Source organism: Pseudomonas sp. SL4(2022), assembly GCF_026625725.1.
GTDB lineage: Bacteria > Pseudomonadota > Gammaproteobacteria > Pseudomonadales > Pseudomonadaceae > Aquipseudomonas.
Map to the genome: position 1 here is coordinate 2206837 of NZ_CP113060.1, position 16094 is coordinate 2222930.

Annotated in this window: 15 protein-coding genes and 1 pseudogene; 2 read left to right on the forward strand and 14 right to left on the reverse strand. The window is 59.1% G+C overall.

Annotation, left to right across the window (positions count from 1 at the left end):
• Positions 1–3 precede the first annotated feature (3 nt).
• The 10 genes and pseudogenes from cheD to OU997_RS10535 all read right to left on the reverse strand — a co-directional run bounded on the left by cheD (position 4) and on the right by OU997_RS10535 (position 9950).
• Positions 4–612: a chemoreceptor glutamine deamidase CheD gene (gene cheD / locus OU997_RS10490; protein WP_108485937.1), complete on the reverse strand. Its 609-nt coding sequence runs from the start codon at positions 610–612 to the stop codon at positions 4–6.
• Positions 609–1451, reverse strand: a complete 843-nt coding sequence (locus OU997_RS10495; protein WP_108485936.1) for a CheR family methyltransferase — start codon at positions 1449–1451, stop codon at positions 609–611. Before OU997_RS10495 ends, cheD begins: the two co-directional genes overlap by 4 nt.
• 70 nt (positions 1452–1521) lie before the next feature.
• A complete protein-coding gene (locus tag OU997_RS10500; RefSeq protein WP_420713274.1) occupies positions 1522–3267 on the reverse strand; it encodes a methyl-accepting chemotaxis protein in 1746 nt (581 codons plus the stop codon).
• A gap of 111 nt (positions 3268–3378) precedes the next feature.
• Positions 3379–3867, reverse strand: a pseudogene (locus OU997_RS10505) (MCP four helix bundle domain-containing protein); the annotation flags it as partial.
• 28 nt (positions 3868–3895) lie between these two features.
• Complete coding sequence (locus tag OU997_RS10510; protein ID WP_108485934.1) at positions 3896–4381, reverse strand: chemotaxis protein CheW; 486 nt, start codon at positions 4379–4381, stop codon at positions 3896–3898.
• On the reverse strand, positions 4365–6326 hold the full coding sequence (locus OU997_RS10515) for a chemotaxis protein CheA (protein WP_267809836.1): 1962 nt from the start codon (positions 6324–6326) through the stop codon (positions 4365–4367). The genes OU997_RS10510 and OU997_RS10515 overlap by 17 nt, the downstream gene beginning before the upstream one ends.
• A 27-nt stretch (positions 6327–6353) precedes the next feature.
• Positions 6354–6719 carry a response regulator gene (locus OU997_RS10520; RefSeq protein ID WP_108485932.1) on the reverse strand — a complete coding sequence of 122 codons (366 nt, stop codon included), beginning with the start codon at positions 6717–6719 and terminating at the stop codon, positions 6354–6356.
• 27 nt (positions 6720–6746) lie between these two features.
• Entirely contained in the window at positions 6747–8477 is a 1731-nt protein-coding gene (locus tag OU997_RS10525) for a fused response regulator/phosphatase (RefSeq protein WP_267809837.1), read from the reverse strand.
• Positions 8478–8486: 9 nt separating this feature from the next.
• Positions 8487–8777, reverse strand: a complete 291-nt coding sequence (locus OU997_RS10530) for an STAS domain-containing protein (RefSeq protein WP_267809838.1) — start codon at positions 8775–8777, stop codon at positions 8487–8489.
• Positions 8778–8786: 9 nt separating this feature from the next.
• Complete coding sequence (locus OU997_RS10535) at positions 8787–9950, reverse strand: methyl-accepting chemotaxis protein (RefSeq protein ID WP_267809839.1); 1164 nt, start codon at positions 9948–9950, stop codon at positions 8787–8789.
• A gap of 173 nt (positions 9951–10123) precedes the next feature.
• Between OU997_RS10535 and OU997_RS10540 the strand changes: the two genes are divergently transcribed.
• Positions 10124–10510: an MAPEG family protein gene (locus OU997_RS10540; RefSeq protein ID WP_108485928.1), complete on the forward strand. Its 387-nt coding sequence runs from the start codon at positions 10124–10126 to the stop codon at positions 10508–10510.
• A 100-nt stretch (positions 10511–10610) separates the two neighbouring features.
• Positions 10611–11060 carry a c-type cytochrome gene (locus tag OU997_RS10545; RefSeq protein ID WP_108485927.1) on the forward strand — a complete coding sequence of 150 codons (450 nt, stop codon included), beginning with the start codon at positions 10611–10613 and terminating at the stop codon, positions 11058–11060.
• Positions 11061–11067: 7 nt separating this feature from the next.
• On the opposite strand, the gene ligB is transcribed toward OU997_RS10545, so the two are convergent.
• From ligB to OU997_RS10565, 4 genes are all read right to left on the reverse strand, one after another.
• Entirely contained in the window at positions 11068–12729 is a 1662-nt protein-coding gene (gene ligB, locus OU997_RS10550) for an NAD-dependent DNA ligase LigB (RefSeq protein WP_256582918.1), read from the reverse strand.
• 109 nt (positions 12730–12838) lie between these two features.
• The gene (gene metK / locus OU997_RS10555) at positions 12839–14029 is read right to left on the reverse strand and encodes a methionine adenosyltransferase (protein ID WP_108485925.1); all 1191 of its coding nucleotides are present in this window, start codon (positions 14027–14029) and stop codon (positions 12839–12841) included.
• A complete protein-coding gene (locus tag OU997_RS10560) occupies positions 14026–15057 on the reverse strand; it encodes an ArsR/SmtB family transcription factor (RefSeq protein ID WP_108485924.1) in 1032 nt (343 codons plus the stop codon). The genes metK and OU997_RS10560 overlap by 4 nt, the downstream gene beginning before the upstream one ends.
• A 46-nt stretch (positions 15058–15103) precedes the next feature.
• Positions 15104–16015 (reverse strand): LysR family transcriptional regulator, encoded by a 912-nt coding sequence (locus OU997_RS10565; protein ID WP_108485923.1) that lies wholly within the window; start codon positions 16013–16015, stop codon positions 15104–15106.
• Positions 16016–16094 lie beyond the last annotated feature (79 nt).

Genomic DNA, 16094 nt, shown 5'->3' on the forward strand with positions numbered 1-16094 from the left:
CTCCTAAAAGAGATCAATTTCGCCGCAGACAGGGGTTTTTTTGATGCGTAGGCTGTATTCCATTTCGCGGTCAAGCAGTGTGGTGTTGTGCAGTGACTTGAGTTTTTTAAGCATCACCTTGCCTGTGCTGGGAAAGAAATACACCTTGCGCGGGTAGTTATCGAGCAGATCCTTTGCGACCACCGGAATGCCGTCGGTGGCCAGGTAGTCCAGTACAAACTCGACATTGCGTGAACCGACATTGTTACTACCAAAGCCGCGTAATACGCTGGCTCCGCCAAACACCTTGGCCTCGAAATGTCGTCGCTCGGCACCCAGCTTCAGCAAGTGGTTAATCAGGATCTCTATGGCATAAACGCCATAGCGCGCAGAAGTCGAGAGAGGATGGCCACCTTCTTCGCTCGTGCCCGGCAACATAAAGTGATTCATGCCTCCGATGCCCGAGCAGCGGTCACGCAAACAAACCGAGACACAGGAGCCGAGTACCGTGACGATGACAATGTCGCGTTGGGTGACGTAGTACTCGCCGGGCAGGATTTTGACCGCATCGATCTGAAAGTGCGTATCAAAATAAGTGCCGGGTGCCAAGTCACTGTTGAAGTCGAACATCATGCCGGGTCACTTCCATGCGTCACCGGCCGGTAGATGGTACGACCGATCAGGCGTACCAAATGGGTGGCATGGACGAAGCTTTCCGAATGCCCGGCAAAGAACAAGCCGTCTGGGCGAAGCAGTTTGACCATCCGCCCCAGCAGGTGCTGCTGCGTCGGCTTGTCAAAGTAGATCATCACGTTGCGACAGAAGATAACGTCCAGACCGGGTCTGATCGGCCACTGTTGGCCGAGCAAGTTGATTTGCTGAAACTCGATCAGCTCGCGCAGTTCACTGCGCACCCTCACCAGCCCGGCTTGGCTGCCGGTTCCGCGCATAAAAAAGGTCTTTTTCCGCCCCTCCGACAGCGGGTCGATGCGGTTGATGGGATAGATCCCCTGCCGGGCCGTGTCTAGCACGTTGGTGTCGATGTCGGACGCGAGGATCTGCACGGGAGGCGTCAGGCTGTCGAAGGCTTCCATGGCAGTAATGGCCAGTGAGTAGGGTTCTTCACCTGTGCTGGCAGCGGAACACCAGATGCGAAATGGCTCACTGCGTTTGGGCAAATACCGCAAGTGTTTGGCCAGCGCCTCGAAATGATGGTTTTCGCGGAAAAAGGAGGTGAGGTTGGTGGTCAGGGCATTGACGAACTCCTGCCACTCATCTTCATGCTGTTCCAGGTAGCCGAAGTATTCGCTGAAGCTGTTCAGGTCGAGCTGTCTTAAACGCCTTGCCAGACGGCTGTACACCATCTGGCTTTTACTGTCTGACAGGCTGATGCCGCTGCGCTTGTGAAGCAGGCCGCGTACTTTCTGAAAGTCGTCAGTACGGTAGTGAAACTCGCGCAATGGCTCGTTCATGTCCCTGTTCCCTGTGCGTCATACCTGACTGCGCAGGCATCGCTTTGGCGTGATGCCTGGCCTGGGTCGTTTAAAACTGCTCCCACTCATCGCTGTTGTTGGTGTTTGCGCGCGGTGGCAGTGAACGTTGCGCGCGCGCTGTGCGGGTTGGCGGATTTGCGGAGGCTTTAGGGGCTGCCGGCGGCGCGCTGAGGGCTGGGCGCTGGTGGGCGTGCTCAAATTTGAAAATAGCCACGGTCTCGGTCATGGAGGTCGCCTGTTCCAGCAATGATTCAGCTGCCGCCGCGGCCTGCTCAACCAGTGCGGCATTTTGCTGGGTCATTTCATCCATTTGACTGACTGCGCCATTCACTTCTTCAATGCCGCTGCTTTGCTCGGCGGAAGCTGCGGCAATTTCGGCCATGATGTCGGTAACGCGTTTGATCGCGGTGACGATCTCGGTCATGGTCTTGCCGGCTTGAGCCACCAGCGTGTTGCCGGTTTCCACTTTGTCCACCGAGTCGGAGATCAGCGTTTTGATCTCTTTGGCGGCCGCTGCCGAACGTTGTGCCAGGTTGCGAACCTCGGCAGCCACCACCGCGAAGCCACGGCCCTGCTCGCCGGCACGGGCGGCTTCCACCGCAGCGTTGAGGGCCAGGATGTTGGTCTGGAAGGCAATGCCGTCAATCACGCCAATGATGTCGGAGATCTTGCGAGACGAATCATTGATCGAAGACATGGTTTGCACCACGCGCTCAACCAGTTGGCCGCCATCGCTGGCCACTTCAGAGGCGTTCATGGCCAGTGAATTGGCCTGTCGGGCGTTGTCAGCATTGAGTTTCACCGTGCTGGTCAACTCTTCCATGCTGGATGCTGTTTCTTCCAGGCTTGAGGCCTGCTCCTCGGTGCGCGAGGACAGGTCGGTGTTGCCGACCGAGATTTCATTGGCCGCGGTGTAGATGGTGTCGGCGCTCTCGCGAATCTGCCCGAGCATGCGTGACAGGCTGACAGCGGTTTCATTGGAAAAGTCTTTGAGTTGGCCGAAGGTGCCCTGGTATTGATCAGTAATGCGTAGGGTCAGATCGCCCTGAGCCAGAGCGCCGAGCATGCGCACAACATCCTGCAGCCCTCTGTCTGCCGTCTCCACCAACTGGTTGAGGCCTGTCGCCAGATTGAGCAGAAAACCGGCCTTGTTGCCCAGCTCCAGGCGGCGGCTAAAGTCCCCGTCTGCGGCGGCGTTTACCAGATCCGCAACCTCGCGTTCCACCGCCACCTCCAAGGTGCGGTCATTCCACTCCACCACTGCGCCCAGGCGTTCGCCGCTGTCGCTGAACACCGGGTTGGCGATCAGGGCGAAGGTGCGTCCCCCGACCTCGATTTGTGTATTAAACGTGCTGGTAAAGGTCGCCAGTAAGTGTTTTTGATGCTCGGGTTTTTTATGAAACTGATCAATAGAACCACCCAGCAGGCGTTTGGCCTCAAAGGTTGGCAGCACCTTGCGAAGATCACTTTCGACGTTCTGCATCATCGCTGTCACGGTGCGGTTCATGTAGATGATGTTGCGTTCGTTGTCGGCAATCATCACGTTGCTGCTGACATTATCCAGTGCGGATTTGATGCGGGCGTTGCTTTGCGCCGCAGCAGCAGAGGCCTGCAAGGATTCGAGCATGCCTTTGAGCGAATCCATCACACTGCCTGGCAAGGCGGCGGGTATCTCCAGTTGCAACTGTCCTGCCGCAATGCTGTTGGTGATCTGTGCCAGTTCCAGCGGGTCTGCGCCGAGCTGACGTCTGACACTGCGAATCAGCAGGACGGCGAGTAAGACGGCTAACAGCAACGCGGCGAACCCGATACTCAGCAGCAGTGTGCGGGTGTCGGCGGCCAGGTTTTCGGCGATTTTGCCCAGGTCTTCGACCCCTTTGTTTTCAATAACGATGACCTGATTGGTCTGCTGCAGTGCCTCGTGCTGCGCCTCACGCAAGTCTTTCAAAAGGTACTCGCGGGCCGCCTGCAGGTTGCCGTCGTCATATAACGCCAAATAGCGCGCCAGGCGTTTTTCGAAGTTTTTCATGGACAAGGCTAATGCTTGCAAATGCTCGCGTTCTTCAGCGGTATTACCCGCCGCATTGAGCTTGTCCAAGTGGCTTTGGGTGGCCAGCGAGGCTTCTTCAATGGCCTTGCGCTGCGAGTCGACCAGACGTTGATCGTTCTCGGCAATCAGCAGTGTACGAACCGCCCGTGCAATGGCATTGGTTTCATCGATGACGTTATTGGCGAGCACGGTTTTGGGAAAACTGTCGTGTACCAGTACGTCAATTTTGCCGTGCAGTTTGCTGATTTGAATGAGGCTAATGGCCGAGATGATGGCCAGCAGGGATAACAACGCGGCAAAACACAACGACAGCCGCTGGATCATTGAAAGTTGCTTCAGGTTCATGGGAACGCTCCTTGCGGTTGTCAGCGCTTTACTCGGACGATGGGGTATCCATCAAAGCCAGTTCACTGCTGCTCATCAGCTTCTCAATGTCGACCAGTATCAGCATGCGCTCAGCCACAGTGGCCAAGCCCAGCAAGTACTCGCTGTTGAATGCGGCGCCAAATTCAGGGGCCGGCTTGATTTCATCCGCAGTCAGAGCCAGTACGTCGGAAACGGAATCGACGACGACGCCGACAATGCGGTTGAACACATTGAGAATGATCACCACGGTGAACTGGTCGTAGGTCACCGACGACAGGTTGAATTTGATTCTTAAATCCGCGATCGGCACGATGGCGCCGCGCAGGTTGATCACGCCCTTGATAAACGCTGGGCTGTTGGCAATGGTCGTCACCTGATCGTAGCCGCGGATCTCCTGAACCCTCAGGATGTCTATGGCGTATTCCTCGGCTCCCAGGGTAAAGGTGAGGAATTCGTTGACGCGCTCAGTGCTGTGTTCACTCGTTGGGGTCATACGCTAGCTCTCCATGGCCAGCCAAACGCGGCAAGGCGTCGACGTCGAGGATGAGGGCAACGCTGCCGTCGCCCATGATGGTGGCACCGGTAATTCCGTCTATGCGGCGGAAGTTCTGCTCCAGACTTTTGATCACTACTTGCTGTTGCCCGATGAGGTCGTCGACCAGCAAGGCAAACTTGCGCCCTTCAGCCTCTAGGATCAGGACAATGGCCTGCCAGGGGGGCGGTGGCTCACCTTCCAGCTTGAGGAGGGCGTGCAAGCTGAGCAGCGTCAGGTATTCACCGCGTACGCGAATAACCGTGCGCTCGCTACCGCGCATGCTGCGAATATCGTCGTACTTGGGTTGTAGCGATTCGATGATGTAGGTGAGCGGAATCACATAGTGGACATCGCCGGCCGCGACGATCATGCCATCGAGAATTGCTAAGGTAAGGGGCAGGCGAATGGTGATGCGCGTTCCGACACCGGCATAGGACTCGACATCAATGCGTCCGCCTATGGCACTTATATTGCGGCGCACAACGTCCATGCCGACACCGCGCCCCGATAGGTCAGTCACGACGTCGGCCGTGGAGAAACCTGGCATAAAAATCAATTGCCAGACTTCGCTGTCGGGCATGTCATCGTGAACCGGCATGCCTTTCTCACGAGCCTTGGCCAAAATCTTCGCGCGCGCCAGGCCTTTGCCGTCGTCATTGATCTCCACCACGATGCGGCCGCCCTGATGGAACGCGGAGAGCCTTACCGTACCGTGCTCCGGCTTGCCCGCAGCAAGGCGGTCAGCCGGTAGTTCGATGCCGTGATCAATACTGTTACGGATGATATGGGTCAGCGGGTCGGTGAGCTTTTCGATAACACCCTTGTCCAGTTCGGTGTGCTCGCCCTGCAGAATCAGTTCGACCTTTTTACCCAGTTTGCTGGCTGTATCCCTCACCACCCGTGGGAAGCGATTGAAGATGAAGCTGATCGGTAACATGCGGATCGACATGACCGACTCTTGCAGCTCGCGGGTGTTGTGCTCCAACTGGCTGAGCGCCTGATTGATTTTCTCGAAAACAGCCGGGTCCAGGCCTGCCGTCAACTGAGCCAGCATGGCTTGGGTGATGACCAGCTCACCCACCTGATTGATCAGGCTGTCGATCTTCTCAACACTGACACGAATGGAACTGGACTCCGCATCGCCCGCTGGACGTGAGGGCGCGGCAGCAGAATTGGCTGTATTTCGGCGGTCACCGGCGCGTCGCTCGGCTGGGGCAATGTCTGCGGATGCAGGGCTGTTGATGGGCGTTTGGTTTTGACTGGGCGCTTCTAATCCGAAGGCCTCCTCGCTGGATGTTGCCGTGGCCTCATTGAAAAGCCCATAAGCTTCATTCGGTTCGGTGGGCGCAAGGGCTGGAGAGGCGCTGGGTTGATCGTCAAAGAAGCCGAAAGCGTCTTCGCCTGTGTGGGAAGTTGGGTCGCCCTCAAACAGGCCATCGGAGGCGGGTTGCTCAGTTTCGTGTTCAAACAAACCGTAGGCACTTTCTGCGGTGGACTCTGATGCGCCCGGCGAAGGGTTGTCGATAAGCGCTTGCAGGCGTTCAACGATGCCCTCGGTCGGGATGCTGGAGTGGGTGCCTGGGTGCTTATGGCAGGCCAGCAATTGGCCCAATACATCCCGTGCTTGCAGAAATACATCGACCATCTCGACCCGTAGGGCGATTTGCCCACTGCGTATTTTGTCCAGCAAGGTTTCCAGCACATGGGTGACAGCGGTCAGGTCGCCAAAACCGAACATGCCGCTGGAGCCTTTTATCGAATGCGCCGCGCGGAAGATGCCATCCAGCGCTTCACGATCAGGCGAGGCGAGGTCTAGTGTGAGTAGCAGGTGTTCAAGATTGGCCAAGTGCTCCTCGGCTTCTTCAAAAAACACCTCGAGAAACTGCTCCATGCCAGCATTCATCTTGATCTGCCTGCGCGTCACTGCGTCCTAGGGGAGTACCTTCTTGGTCACTTCCAGCAGCTTTGGCGGATCAAACGGCTTTACCAGCCAGCCGGTCGCCCCGGCGGCGCGTCCCTGTTGTTTCATGCTGTCACTGGACTCGGTGGTGAGCATCAACACCGGTGTGGTGCGGTAGTTAGGCAGGCCGCGCAGACTTTTGATCAGTGTCAGGCCGTCCATGTTGGGCATGTTCTGGTCGGTGAACACCAACTGGTAGGCTTTGCGCTGGGCTTTGCCCAGCCCGTCTTTGCCATCGACCGCTTCGTCTACTTCATATCCGGCAGAGCGCAGGGTAAAGGCCAGCATCTGGCGGATGGATGCTGAGTCATCGACAATCAGGATGGATTTTCCCATTGCACAGTTGCTCCCTCAAATCCTTGGCTAGGTCCTGTGTGTGGCGCCAGCCACGTCCTCGTTAGGCCAGTGTAGTTCAGCAATTACATGGTTGCCGTTGCCCCTGAACTCCAGGTGTGAACAAATTTTGCGCAGGAGCAAAAGGCCACGTCCGTGGTAGCGTTCCGGGTCGTTGTGCAGGCCGGTTTGTTCCAGTTTTGCAACGTCAAAACCGGGGCCGCTGTCGCTGACTTTGATACTCAGGTGATTGGTATAGGCATCGCTGGATTGATTGATCTCCAGTTGAATTTCGCCATCATCCAGCGCCATCAGGCGCTCGTTACGCAGTTGGACGTAACGTTCAAAGCCATTGGCTTCATGCTTGAGACTGGAGGTTAAACCCAGCAGGCCGTGATCCAGAGCGTTAGACAGCAACTCGCGTAGAATCAGGCCAAACACCCCTTGTCGGGACTCTTCGAGCCCCAGGGTTTGGCAGAAGTGGGTGATCAGTGGTTCCAGATCCAGATGTTTAAGTTGCGGGGCGCTGAGTTGCAGGTGCAGGCTCCAGTTATCCGTATTGCCGGAACCCTTTTGCAGAGTGGGGTTCTGGCCGAGCTGGCTGCTGCTGGGTTCTTTACACAGCAGTTGCAGGTAGGACACATCATCATGGGCTGACTGGGTGCCCAGGTGCGCGGACAGGCATGCCTGCAAGTGTGCCAGACGCCTACTGGCGGGCTGTTGCAGCAGCAGCTCCAGTCGCGCTTTGCCGAACGCAGTGCCAGTGGCGTCTTCTGCTTCAATCAGGCCGTCGGAATACATGAACAGTTGGGTGTGCTCGTCGGGTAGTTTGAATACTTCAACCGAGCTGTCGAACAGCGTGTTGTCGACAATGCCTAACGGCAGGTTGGCCGAGCGGAAGCGGCAGAGTATTTCCCCGTCGTCATTGAGCAGGAAGGCCGGTGGAATCCCGCCGTTCCAGACCTCCAGGGTGTTATCCATGGGGCGATAGCAGGCGGCAATCGCAGCGACGAAACGATCGGACGGGCTGTGCGCGCGGTGTTGCTGGTTGAGCTCATGCATGATGGAGCTGAGCTGAAAGCCCTTGGCCGTCATGGCATAAAAGGTTTGCGACAGCGGTATCAGGCTCAGTGCCGCCGGTAGCCCGTGGCCTGTGGCGTCGGCCAGCATGACATAGAGGTCGTTGGTGCGTGATGCCGATACCAAAAGCAAGTCACCGGAAACCACCCGTGCAGGCTGCAAGTAGTGTTCAATGTTGGGGTTTTCCAGCATGTCGCGGCGCACCAGACGCTCCATCAGGAAGCTGCTGATGCGTTTCTCTTCCGCTTCCAGATTGGCATAGCGCACCAACTCTTCATGGTTGCGCGCAATCTGTTGCTGCATATCGGCGATACGCCAAAACGAATTGATCTTGGCTTCGAGAATACTGAAGTTGATCGGTTTGGCGAGAAAGTCATCGCAGCCGGAGTTCAGCGCGAGCACTTGTTCGTCAACATCGCTGGCACTCGACAGCATGATGATCGGGCGCCAGCCGCGATGCTCTTGCAATTGCCGAACGCGCTGGGTGGTGCGCAGTCCGTCCATGCCGGGCATTATCCTGTCGATAAGCACCAGATCGAAGTCATGCTTGGCATACAGTTCGAGGGCTTCTTCGCCACTGGTGCTGAGCTGGCAGGTATGACCCAGTTTGCGCGTGAAGGTGTTGATGATGATGCCAATCAGGGCGTCATCATCCACGGCGAGGATATGTAGAGGGCGCATTACGGCTGGCTATCGTATGGTGAAGATTTTTTGGAAGTTGGCAATCTCCAGTACGTCTTTGGCGATACCGTGCAGGTTGTGAATCTCCACCGTTTTGTTGGCACTGACGGCGTGATCTCGTAGCAGCAACAAAATACCCAGTGCGGCGGAGTCGATGTACTGCACGTTTTTCATATCAACAATGAGCACACGCACCGACGGGCTGGCCAAGGCCAGTTCATAGTCTCTGCGAAAGTCGCGAAAGCTATTGAAATCAAAACGTGTGGCGGGATGCAGGGACACAGTGCTTGCGTTGGTCATGTCGGAGTCTCAGAAAAGATCGATACCGCCGGCAGCCAGATCAGACTGGGCCACAGGGTTGTGGGGAGGCTTTTTGAACGCTTCGTTGGCTGCACGCAGCGCCGGCAACTGTTGCGCCGGTTCGCTCGCAGAGAGAGCACTTACCGATGCGGAATACACCACCAATTTGTTGCAATACTTGCGCATCAGCTCAAGCAATTGGCTGCACATGTCCTGAAACTGCATGGCTGTCAGGGCTTGACTGACCGTGCCACCGATAGACTTCGATAGCTCACCGAGCTCAGTGACAGTTGTCAGGGTGTGGCCGTTGAGGCTGTGCAGATTGCCCAGCATATTCTCGACCTGTTTCTTCGAACTCAGGGCGAAAGACATGTCTTTGGCGGCAAGTCGACTGACGGCGTCTTCGGCTTTTTTTAGGTCTTCGTAGACACCGCTGATGTGGTTGTTAATGACCTCGGAAAACTCGGTAGAACGGTTGGACAGGGCGCGTACTTCATCGGCCACCACGGCAAAACCGCGTCCGGCTTCACCGGCCCTTGCAGCCTCGATGGCGGCGTTAAGCGCCAGCAGGTTGGTTTGCTTGGCGATGGAGTCCATGTCGCTGGATGACTTCAAAATCAGGCCAATTTTTTCCGTGATCTGCTCCATGCGCTCGACCAGTTGCATGGAAATGCGGCTGGTTTCGATGGTCGATTCAACGAAGAAGCCCAAGGTATTCTGTGTCATCTCGACAAAGGTCTTGAAGTTGACCTCACCCGATTCTGTACTTTGACCGCTGTAACGATCGATCAATGAGTTGCTCAGTTGGTGCTGGGTTTCGATGTTCTGCGACAAGTTCATGAACGACTGCGATATTTCGCTGATGGCGTTGTGCAGCAGGCCGTCCACTTTACTGAGCTCGCTCACCATCGTATGCCCATGGGCGTCCAGTGACTGGGCAAAGGCATTGAGTTCATCAAGAGGCAGTGCGGGGGTGTCTGCGGCTGTATCTGTTTCATCCGTCTGACGACGTTCAAACGCCACAGTGGCGATCAAACTGCCGAGTGCGCCCACCAACAGGCACAGCCAGAGCGGCACCGACAGCCAGAGCAGAAGGCCGACCAGAAGCCAAGGCAACGCTTGACTAAGCAGTCGCAGAGAAAATGGGGGAGTGGCGGAGGACAAACCGTGCATGGCAGCTCCAGTGGCAAACGTCCTGGTTGTTCCCTAAAGACATTAGTTTCTCTGTGCGCGGAGTCAATGTGGCGGCACTTGACTTTTTTGCCAGGTTTTTTCTGCGTGAATGCCATCGACACTGATGGGTAAGCGCGACCATGCTCATAACCTCATTCCAATGGAGATGTTCCATGACAATTGCTTACTGGTGTGTCCTGATCGCACTGTTCCTGCCGTACCTCTCGACTGCCACTGCCAAAGCCGTCAGCGGTGGTTTCAGCCCCAAACACAACCATGATCCGCGGGCGTTGTTGAACAGCCTGACCGGCCTGGGGCGGCGTGCGAACAATGCGCAGCTCAACAGTTTTGAAGTGACCCCGGCCTTTTCGGCGGCGGTGATCATTGCCCACTTGGCCGGTGGCGCCGAACAAGCCCTGATCGATCAGCTGGCAATGGCCTTCGTGGCCAGCCGCGTGCTGTATTTCATCTGTTACCTGGCGGACTGGGCACCGGTGCGTTCGCTGGTGTGGTTCGTCAACATGGGCTTGATCATCAGTCTGTTTGTCGTTTCGGCCTGAAGCCTCTGCGCTGTGCGGCAAAACACCACGCTTGGCCGGTGGGTACTGGGTGGCGATACTGTCGCCCGTTATCCACCCGGTTGTTGGCATTGAAGGTGTTATGAAGCGTAAAACCCTGTCTCTGGTCGTACTGGCGCTGGCCCTGAGTGGCTGCGGCGGTGTCGATCCCAATTCACCGCAAGGCCAGCGTCAGAGCATTTTCAAGCAGATGCTCAAGGTCAGCGAAGATCTTGGTGGCATGCTGCGCGGGCGATTGGCGTTCAAGGAACAGGCATTTGTTGAAGGCGCTGCCAAGCTCGATCAGCTGACCCGCACGCCGTGGCAGCACTTTCCGCAGGTGCGTGATGACGATGAGGAAAGCCGTGCCAAGGATGATGTCTGGCAGCGCCAGGCGCGTTTTCAGGAACTGGCTCGCACCATGGAAACCAGCACCGCTGCGCTGGTCGCCGCGACGGCGGCAAAGCCTTTAAAGCCCGACGCGCTGGTCGCGCCAATGCAGCGTGTTGAAGACAGCTGTAAAGCCTGCCATGAAGAGTTTCGCGCGTTCTGAGACGCCTCTAGAGTCCGGCAAGCTGCGCGGCTCGTAAATGTGCCTGCAGCGCCCGAACCTCAGGGTGTCGGAAGAAGGCTTCTAGCTGAGCCGCGCGTTGCGGGCCGATGCCGGGCTGGCGCTGCCAGTCGGCGGTGCTACGCCGCGCCAAACTGTCCCAGTCCGCGTTTAATGGCACCTGAGACGGAACCCCGAGGGCGCGGAGCCAGGCTTGCTGCGGACGTTGGCGGGCCAATTGAAAACTCTGCTGCAAGGTCGCTGCGCTGCGTGCCCCGAGACCGGGTACGCGACTCAACTGCTCGGTGGACAGATCCAGCCAGTCGAGCAGGCCGTTGATCATTCCCGCCTGCAGCAGCTTTTCCCATGTGCCGGGGCCGACCCCCGGCAGGGCTAAACCCTGCTTGCCGCTGAGCCAGGCCAGGCGTGCACGGAACTGGCTGGCGCAGCCGGCGCTGGCCTGCCAGCAGCTCAGGGCGTGGTAGGCGCGCGCATCCGGCACCTGCAGGACGGCGCGTTCCTGGGTTTGCCAGAGCACGCTGTCGAGTACCGGGATGGTCAGCCCGGAGAGGCGAATTACCACCTGATCACCAGGGCGAATGTCCAGTGCCTGCCAGCGTTGCAGGGAGTTGGCACTGACGTATTCGATGTGCCGATCATTCAGCTTTACCGGCTGCACGCGCAGCACCGGAGTGATGCGACCGCTGCGGCCGATACGAAAGTCCACCGCTTGCACCACAGCCAGGGCCTGGCTGGCGGGGTGTTTCCAGGCCACTGCCCAATGTGGCGGCTCCGCTTGCCAGCGTGCAGCAGGCGGGCGCTGGCCCTGACGCAGCACAACGCCATCGGTGGCGAAGGGCAGGGCGTTACGGTACCACTGCTCGCGCCAGTGGCTGGCGTCGGCCACGCTGCGAAGGGGCTTGCTGAACGTGGCGCTGTCGGTGAAACCCAGCGCACTCAGCTGTTGCAGGCGCTCTAGCATGCTGGCTGGGCCATCGGGCCAATCCCAGACAAACAGGCCGATGCCCGCGGCATCCTCGTCGCTCAGTGCTTGCCGATTCATTAGGCCTGCCACCTTGCTGCGCGCGCCCTGGCTGCCCTGTTTATGCTGGATATGTGCCGGCATGCGCCAGTACAACTCGCCTTGCAGGGTGAGGTTCAGCGCCGAGGGTAACTCAGCAGGAATCGCCGGTAGCTGGTGGGCCAGGTGGGTCCAGTCCTGCCCCTGGCGGCCATCGCCGCGGCTGATTAGCTGCTGCAGGCGCCCCTGCTGATACACCAGGCTGACGGCCACGCCATCGACCTTTGGTTGAACCCACAGCTCTTCCCGGTTAGCCATCCAGCGCGCGACTGCACGCTTGTCCAGTAGCTTACGCAGGCCGGTGTGGGCCACGGGGTGCGGTTGCGGGCCGGCGCTACTGGCCAGTGGGTTAACCGTCGCGCTGCGGGTCTCGGGGAAGCAGCTGCGCCAGTGCTGCAGGGTGCTGCTGGCCTGGTCATACAGCTCGTCGGCGACCGGGCTTTGCCCCTGGCGATGGTAGGCATCGTCCCACTCGGTCAGCTGTTGGCTCAGGGCCATGAGTTCGCGTTCGGCGCGGCTGGCGGGCCAGTCGGGGCAGGCGGCCCATAAGGGGGTGCTGAGCAGCAGTAGACAGGCAATGTGGGTGTTCATCGTGAGCATCCTTGCTCGGCAGATCGCCCATTCAGCCTAGACGGATTTTCTCGTTTCGCTGGCAAGAAAAAGCCCCGCACAGGGCGGGGCTTCAGGTATCGCGTTGGGCTTACAGGCCGGCAGCGGCGCGCAGGTCGGCGGCCTTGTCGGTTTTTTCCCAGGTGAAGGTGGTGAAGCTGTCGTCGCCGACCGTCTTCTGCGCAGGGGTGCGACCGAAGTGGCCGTAGGCGGCGGTGTCCCGGTACATCGGGTGCAGCAGGTCGAGCATTTTGGTGATGGCGTAGGGGCGCAGGTCGAAGACTTCGCGCACCAGCTTGATGATCACGTCGTCCGCCACTGTGTTGGTGCCGAAGGTGTTGATCGAGATCGAGGTCGGTTGGGCTACGCCGATGGCGTAGGACACCTGGATTTCGCAACGCTCAGCCAGGCCGGCAGCCACGATGTTCTTGGCCACGTAACGACCGGCGTAGGCAGCCGAGCGGTCAACCTTGGATGGGTCTTTACCGGAGAACGCGCCGCCACCGTGACGGGCCATGCCGCCGTAGCTGTCGACGATGATCTTGCGCCCGGTCAGGCCGCAGTCGCCCACCGGGCCGCCGATGATGAACTGGCCGGTCGGGTTGATGTGGAACTGGGTGTCTTTGTGCAGCAGTTCAGCCGGCAGCACGTGCTTGACGATCAGCTCCATCACGCCTTCGCGCAGGTCTTCGTACTTCACTTCCGGGTTGTGCTGGGTGGACAGCACCACGGCGTCGATACCGACCACCTGGCCGTTTTCGTAGCGGCAGGTGACTTGCGATTTCGCATCCGGACGCAGCCATGGCAGCAGGCCGGATTTACGTGCCTCGGCCTGACGCTCAACCAGGCGGTGGCTGAAGCAGATCGGTGCCGGCATCAGCACGTCGGTTTCGTTGCTGGCGTAGCCGAACATCAGGCCCTGGTCGCCTGCACCCTGATCTTCCGGCTTGGCGCGGTCAACGCCCTGGTTGATGTCCGGGGACTGCTTGCCAATGATGTTCAGCACGCCGCAGGTGGCACCGTCGAAACCCACGTCGCTGCTGGTGTAGCCGATGTCACAGATGACGTCACGGACGATCTGCTCGAGGTCGACCCAGGCGCTGGTGGTGACTTCACCGGCGACGATGGCCACACCGGTCTTGACCAGGGTTTCCACGGCCACGCGGGCGTGTTTGTCCTTGGCGATGATGGCGTCCAGCACCGCGTCGGAAATCTGGTCGGCGATTTTGTCGGGATGGCCTTCGGAGACGGACTCGGAGGTAAAGAGGGCGTATTCGCTCATCGTGCAGGTTCCTGTTGGTGACCGGTGGTTGCAGCCCGGAGGCCGTAAGTTATCGACGGTTTGGTAAAGTGCCGCACCTGAATTTGAAAGCCGTTGCGCAGCCCCACGTAGAGGCTTTCGCCGTTGTCCAGCCCGGCTGCTGCGGCCCAGCGGGCCAAGTCGTCCTGCTCAAAGCCCAGCCACAGATCGCCACAGGCTTCGCGGGCCCAGCTTTGGTTGTGGCTGCACAGTTCGGTAATCAGCAAGCTGCCGCCCGGTTTCACACGCAGGGCCAGTTGCTTGAGGGCTTCGGCTGGGGCGGCGAAATGGTGCAGCACCATGTTCAGTACCAGGCAATCGGCGGCGGGGTAGTCATCCTGCAGGGCATCGGCCAACAGCAGGTGAACATTGTCCAGGCCGTCGCTGTGGCAGCGCTGTTGCGCCAACGCCAGCATCGCTGTGCTGTTGTCCAGGGCCAGCACGTGGGTGAAGCGCTGCGCCAAGGCGGGCAAAAAACTGCCGTCACCGGGGCCGATTTCCACGGCGTTGGCGTCGCGGGCAAAACCCAGTGAGTCGAGCAGGGCCAGCAGGCTGTCGCGGTACTGCGGCAGGCCGGCGATCAGGTCTTGCTGGGCCTGGAAACTGGCTGCGCTGCGGGCGAAAAAGGCCTGGCTGGTCGCTGCGCGTTGGCTGTGCACGGCGGCGATGCGTTGTTGCGCGTCATCAGGCAGCGACAATTGATCCACTTCATCTAACAAGGCGGCGTGCAAGCGGCTGCCCAGTTGTTCGCTCTGGGCCAGGGCGCGGCGGTAGAAGATTGCATTGCCTTCACGGCGTGTGGCCACCAACCCGGCCTGGGCAAGCACCTTGAGGTGATGGCTGATGCCGGATTGGCCGGTGGCAAAAATCTGCGCCAACTCCAGTACGCCGAACGAGTCGTTGGCCAGCGCGCGCAGGATGTTCAGGCGCAGTGCGTCGCCGCCGGCCTTGCACAGGGCGGTGAGGGCATCGACGGGCTCGAAGGCCAAGTGTGGCGCGCGCATATTCATAGGATGGGCAGTCTAGTCAGACACTTTTTATCCAGCAAGGGCAATATCAAAAAGTTTTGATATTGCCCTTGCTGGCTGTGAGGGCGTTGGTCACTTGTTCCAGCAGGGCGGCGGCCGCCGGGCTCAGGCTGTGTTCGCGCCGCCAGACGGCATGCAGATCGCGGCTGATCGGCAGGCCGCTGACGGGCAGTCTGCAGAGTTGCCCGCTGCGCAATTCATCCTGCAAGGCCAACTCGGAAATCCAGGCCACGGCCTGACCGGCAAGCAGGCTGCGTTTCAGGGCTTCGCTATTGCCCAAGGCCATGGTGATCCGTGGCGTGAGCCCCAATGCCTGATAGGCCTGCTCAAGGCTGGCGCGGGTGCCGGAGCCGTGCTCGCGGATCAGCAGCGCCGCGCTGGCCAGTTCTTCAGGGCTGACACTGGTTTGCCGGGCCAGTGGATGGCGGGGGCTGGCCACGGGCAGCAAAGCGTCAGTGCCGAGGTGGCGGTGGTTGACCTGTTCCGGGTCGAACGGGCCTTCGATAAAGGCCAGGGTGATGGTGTTGCGTTCCAGTTGCTGCAGGCAGGCGGCGGTGTTGTCGATCTGCAGGCTCACGTGCAATTCGGGATGCTGCTGATGAAAGTCCGCGATCAGCGCCGGCAGCAGGTAGCTGCCCAGGGTGGCGCTAGCCCCCAAATGCAGTTCGCCACAGTCGAGGTTGGCAAACGCCTGCAGGTCGCGCTCGGCGGCTTGCTCCAGGGCGAAGATGCGCTCGGCATAGGGCAGCAGGCGTTGCCCGGCGGCGGTCAGGGTCACGCCCCGGCTTTGTCGGTCAAACAGCGGCAGGCGCAGGCGTGCTTCCAGCTCGCGGATTTCGCGGGTCACGGCTGGTTGGCTGATAAACAGGCGGGCGGCTCCGGCACTGATGCTGCCGGTCTGAGCGATGGCGAGGAACACCTTGAGGTGATGCAGATTCATAAATAGAAGGTATGCCTTGTATCTTTTATATGTATTTTACCTATAGCACGGCTGTGCCTAACCTCCCAGTCATGGATCG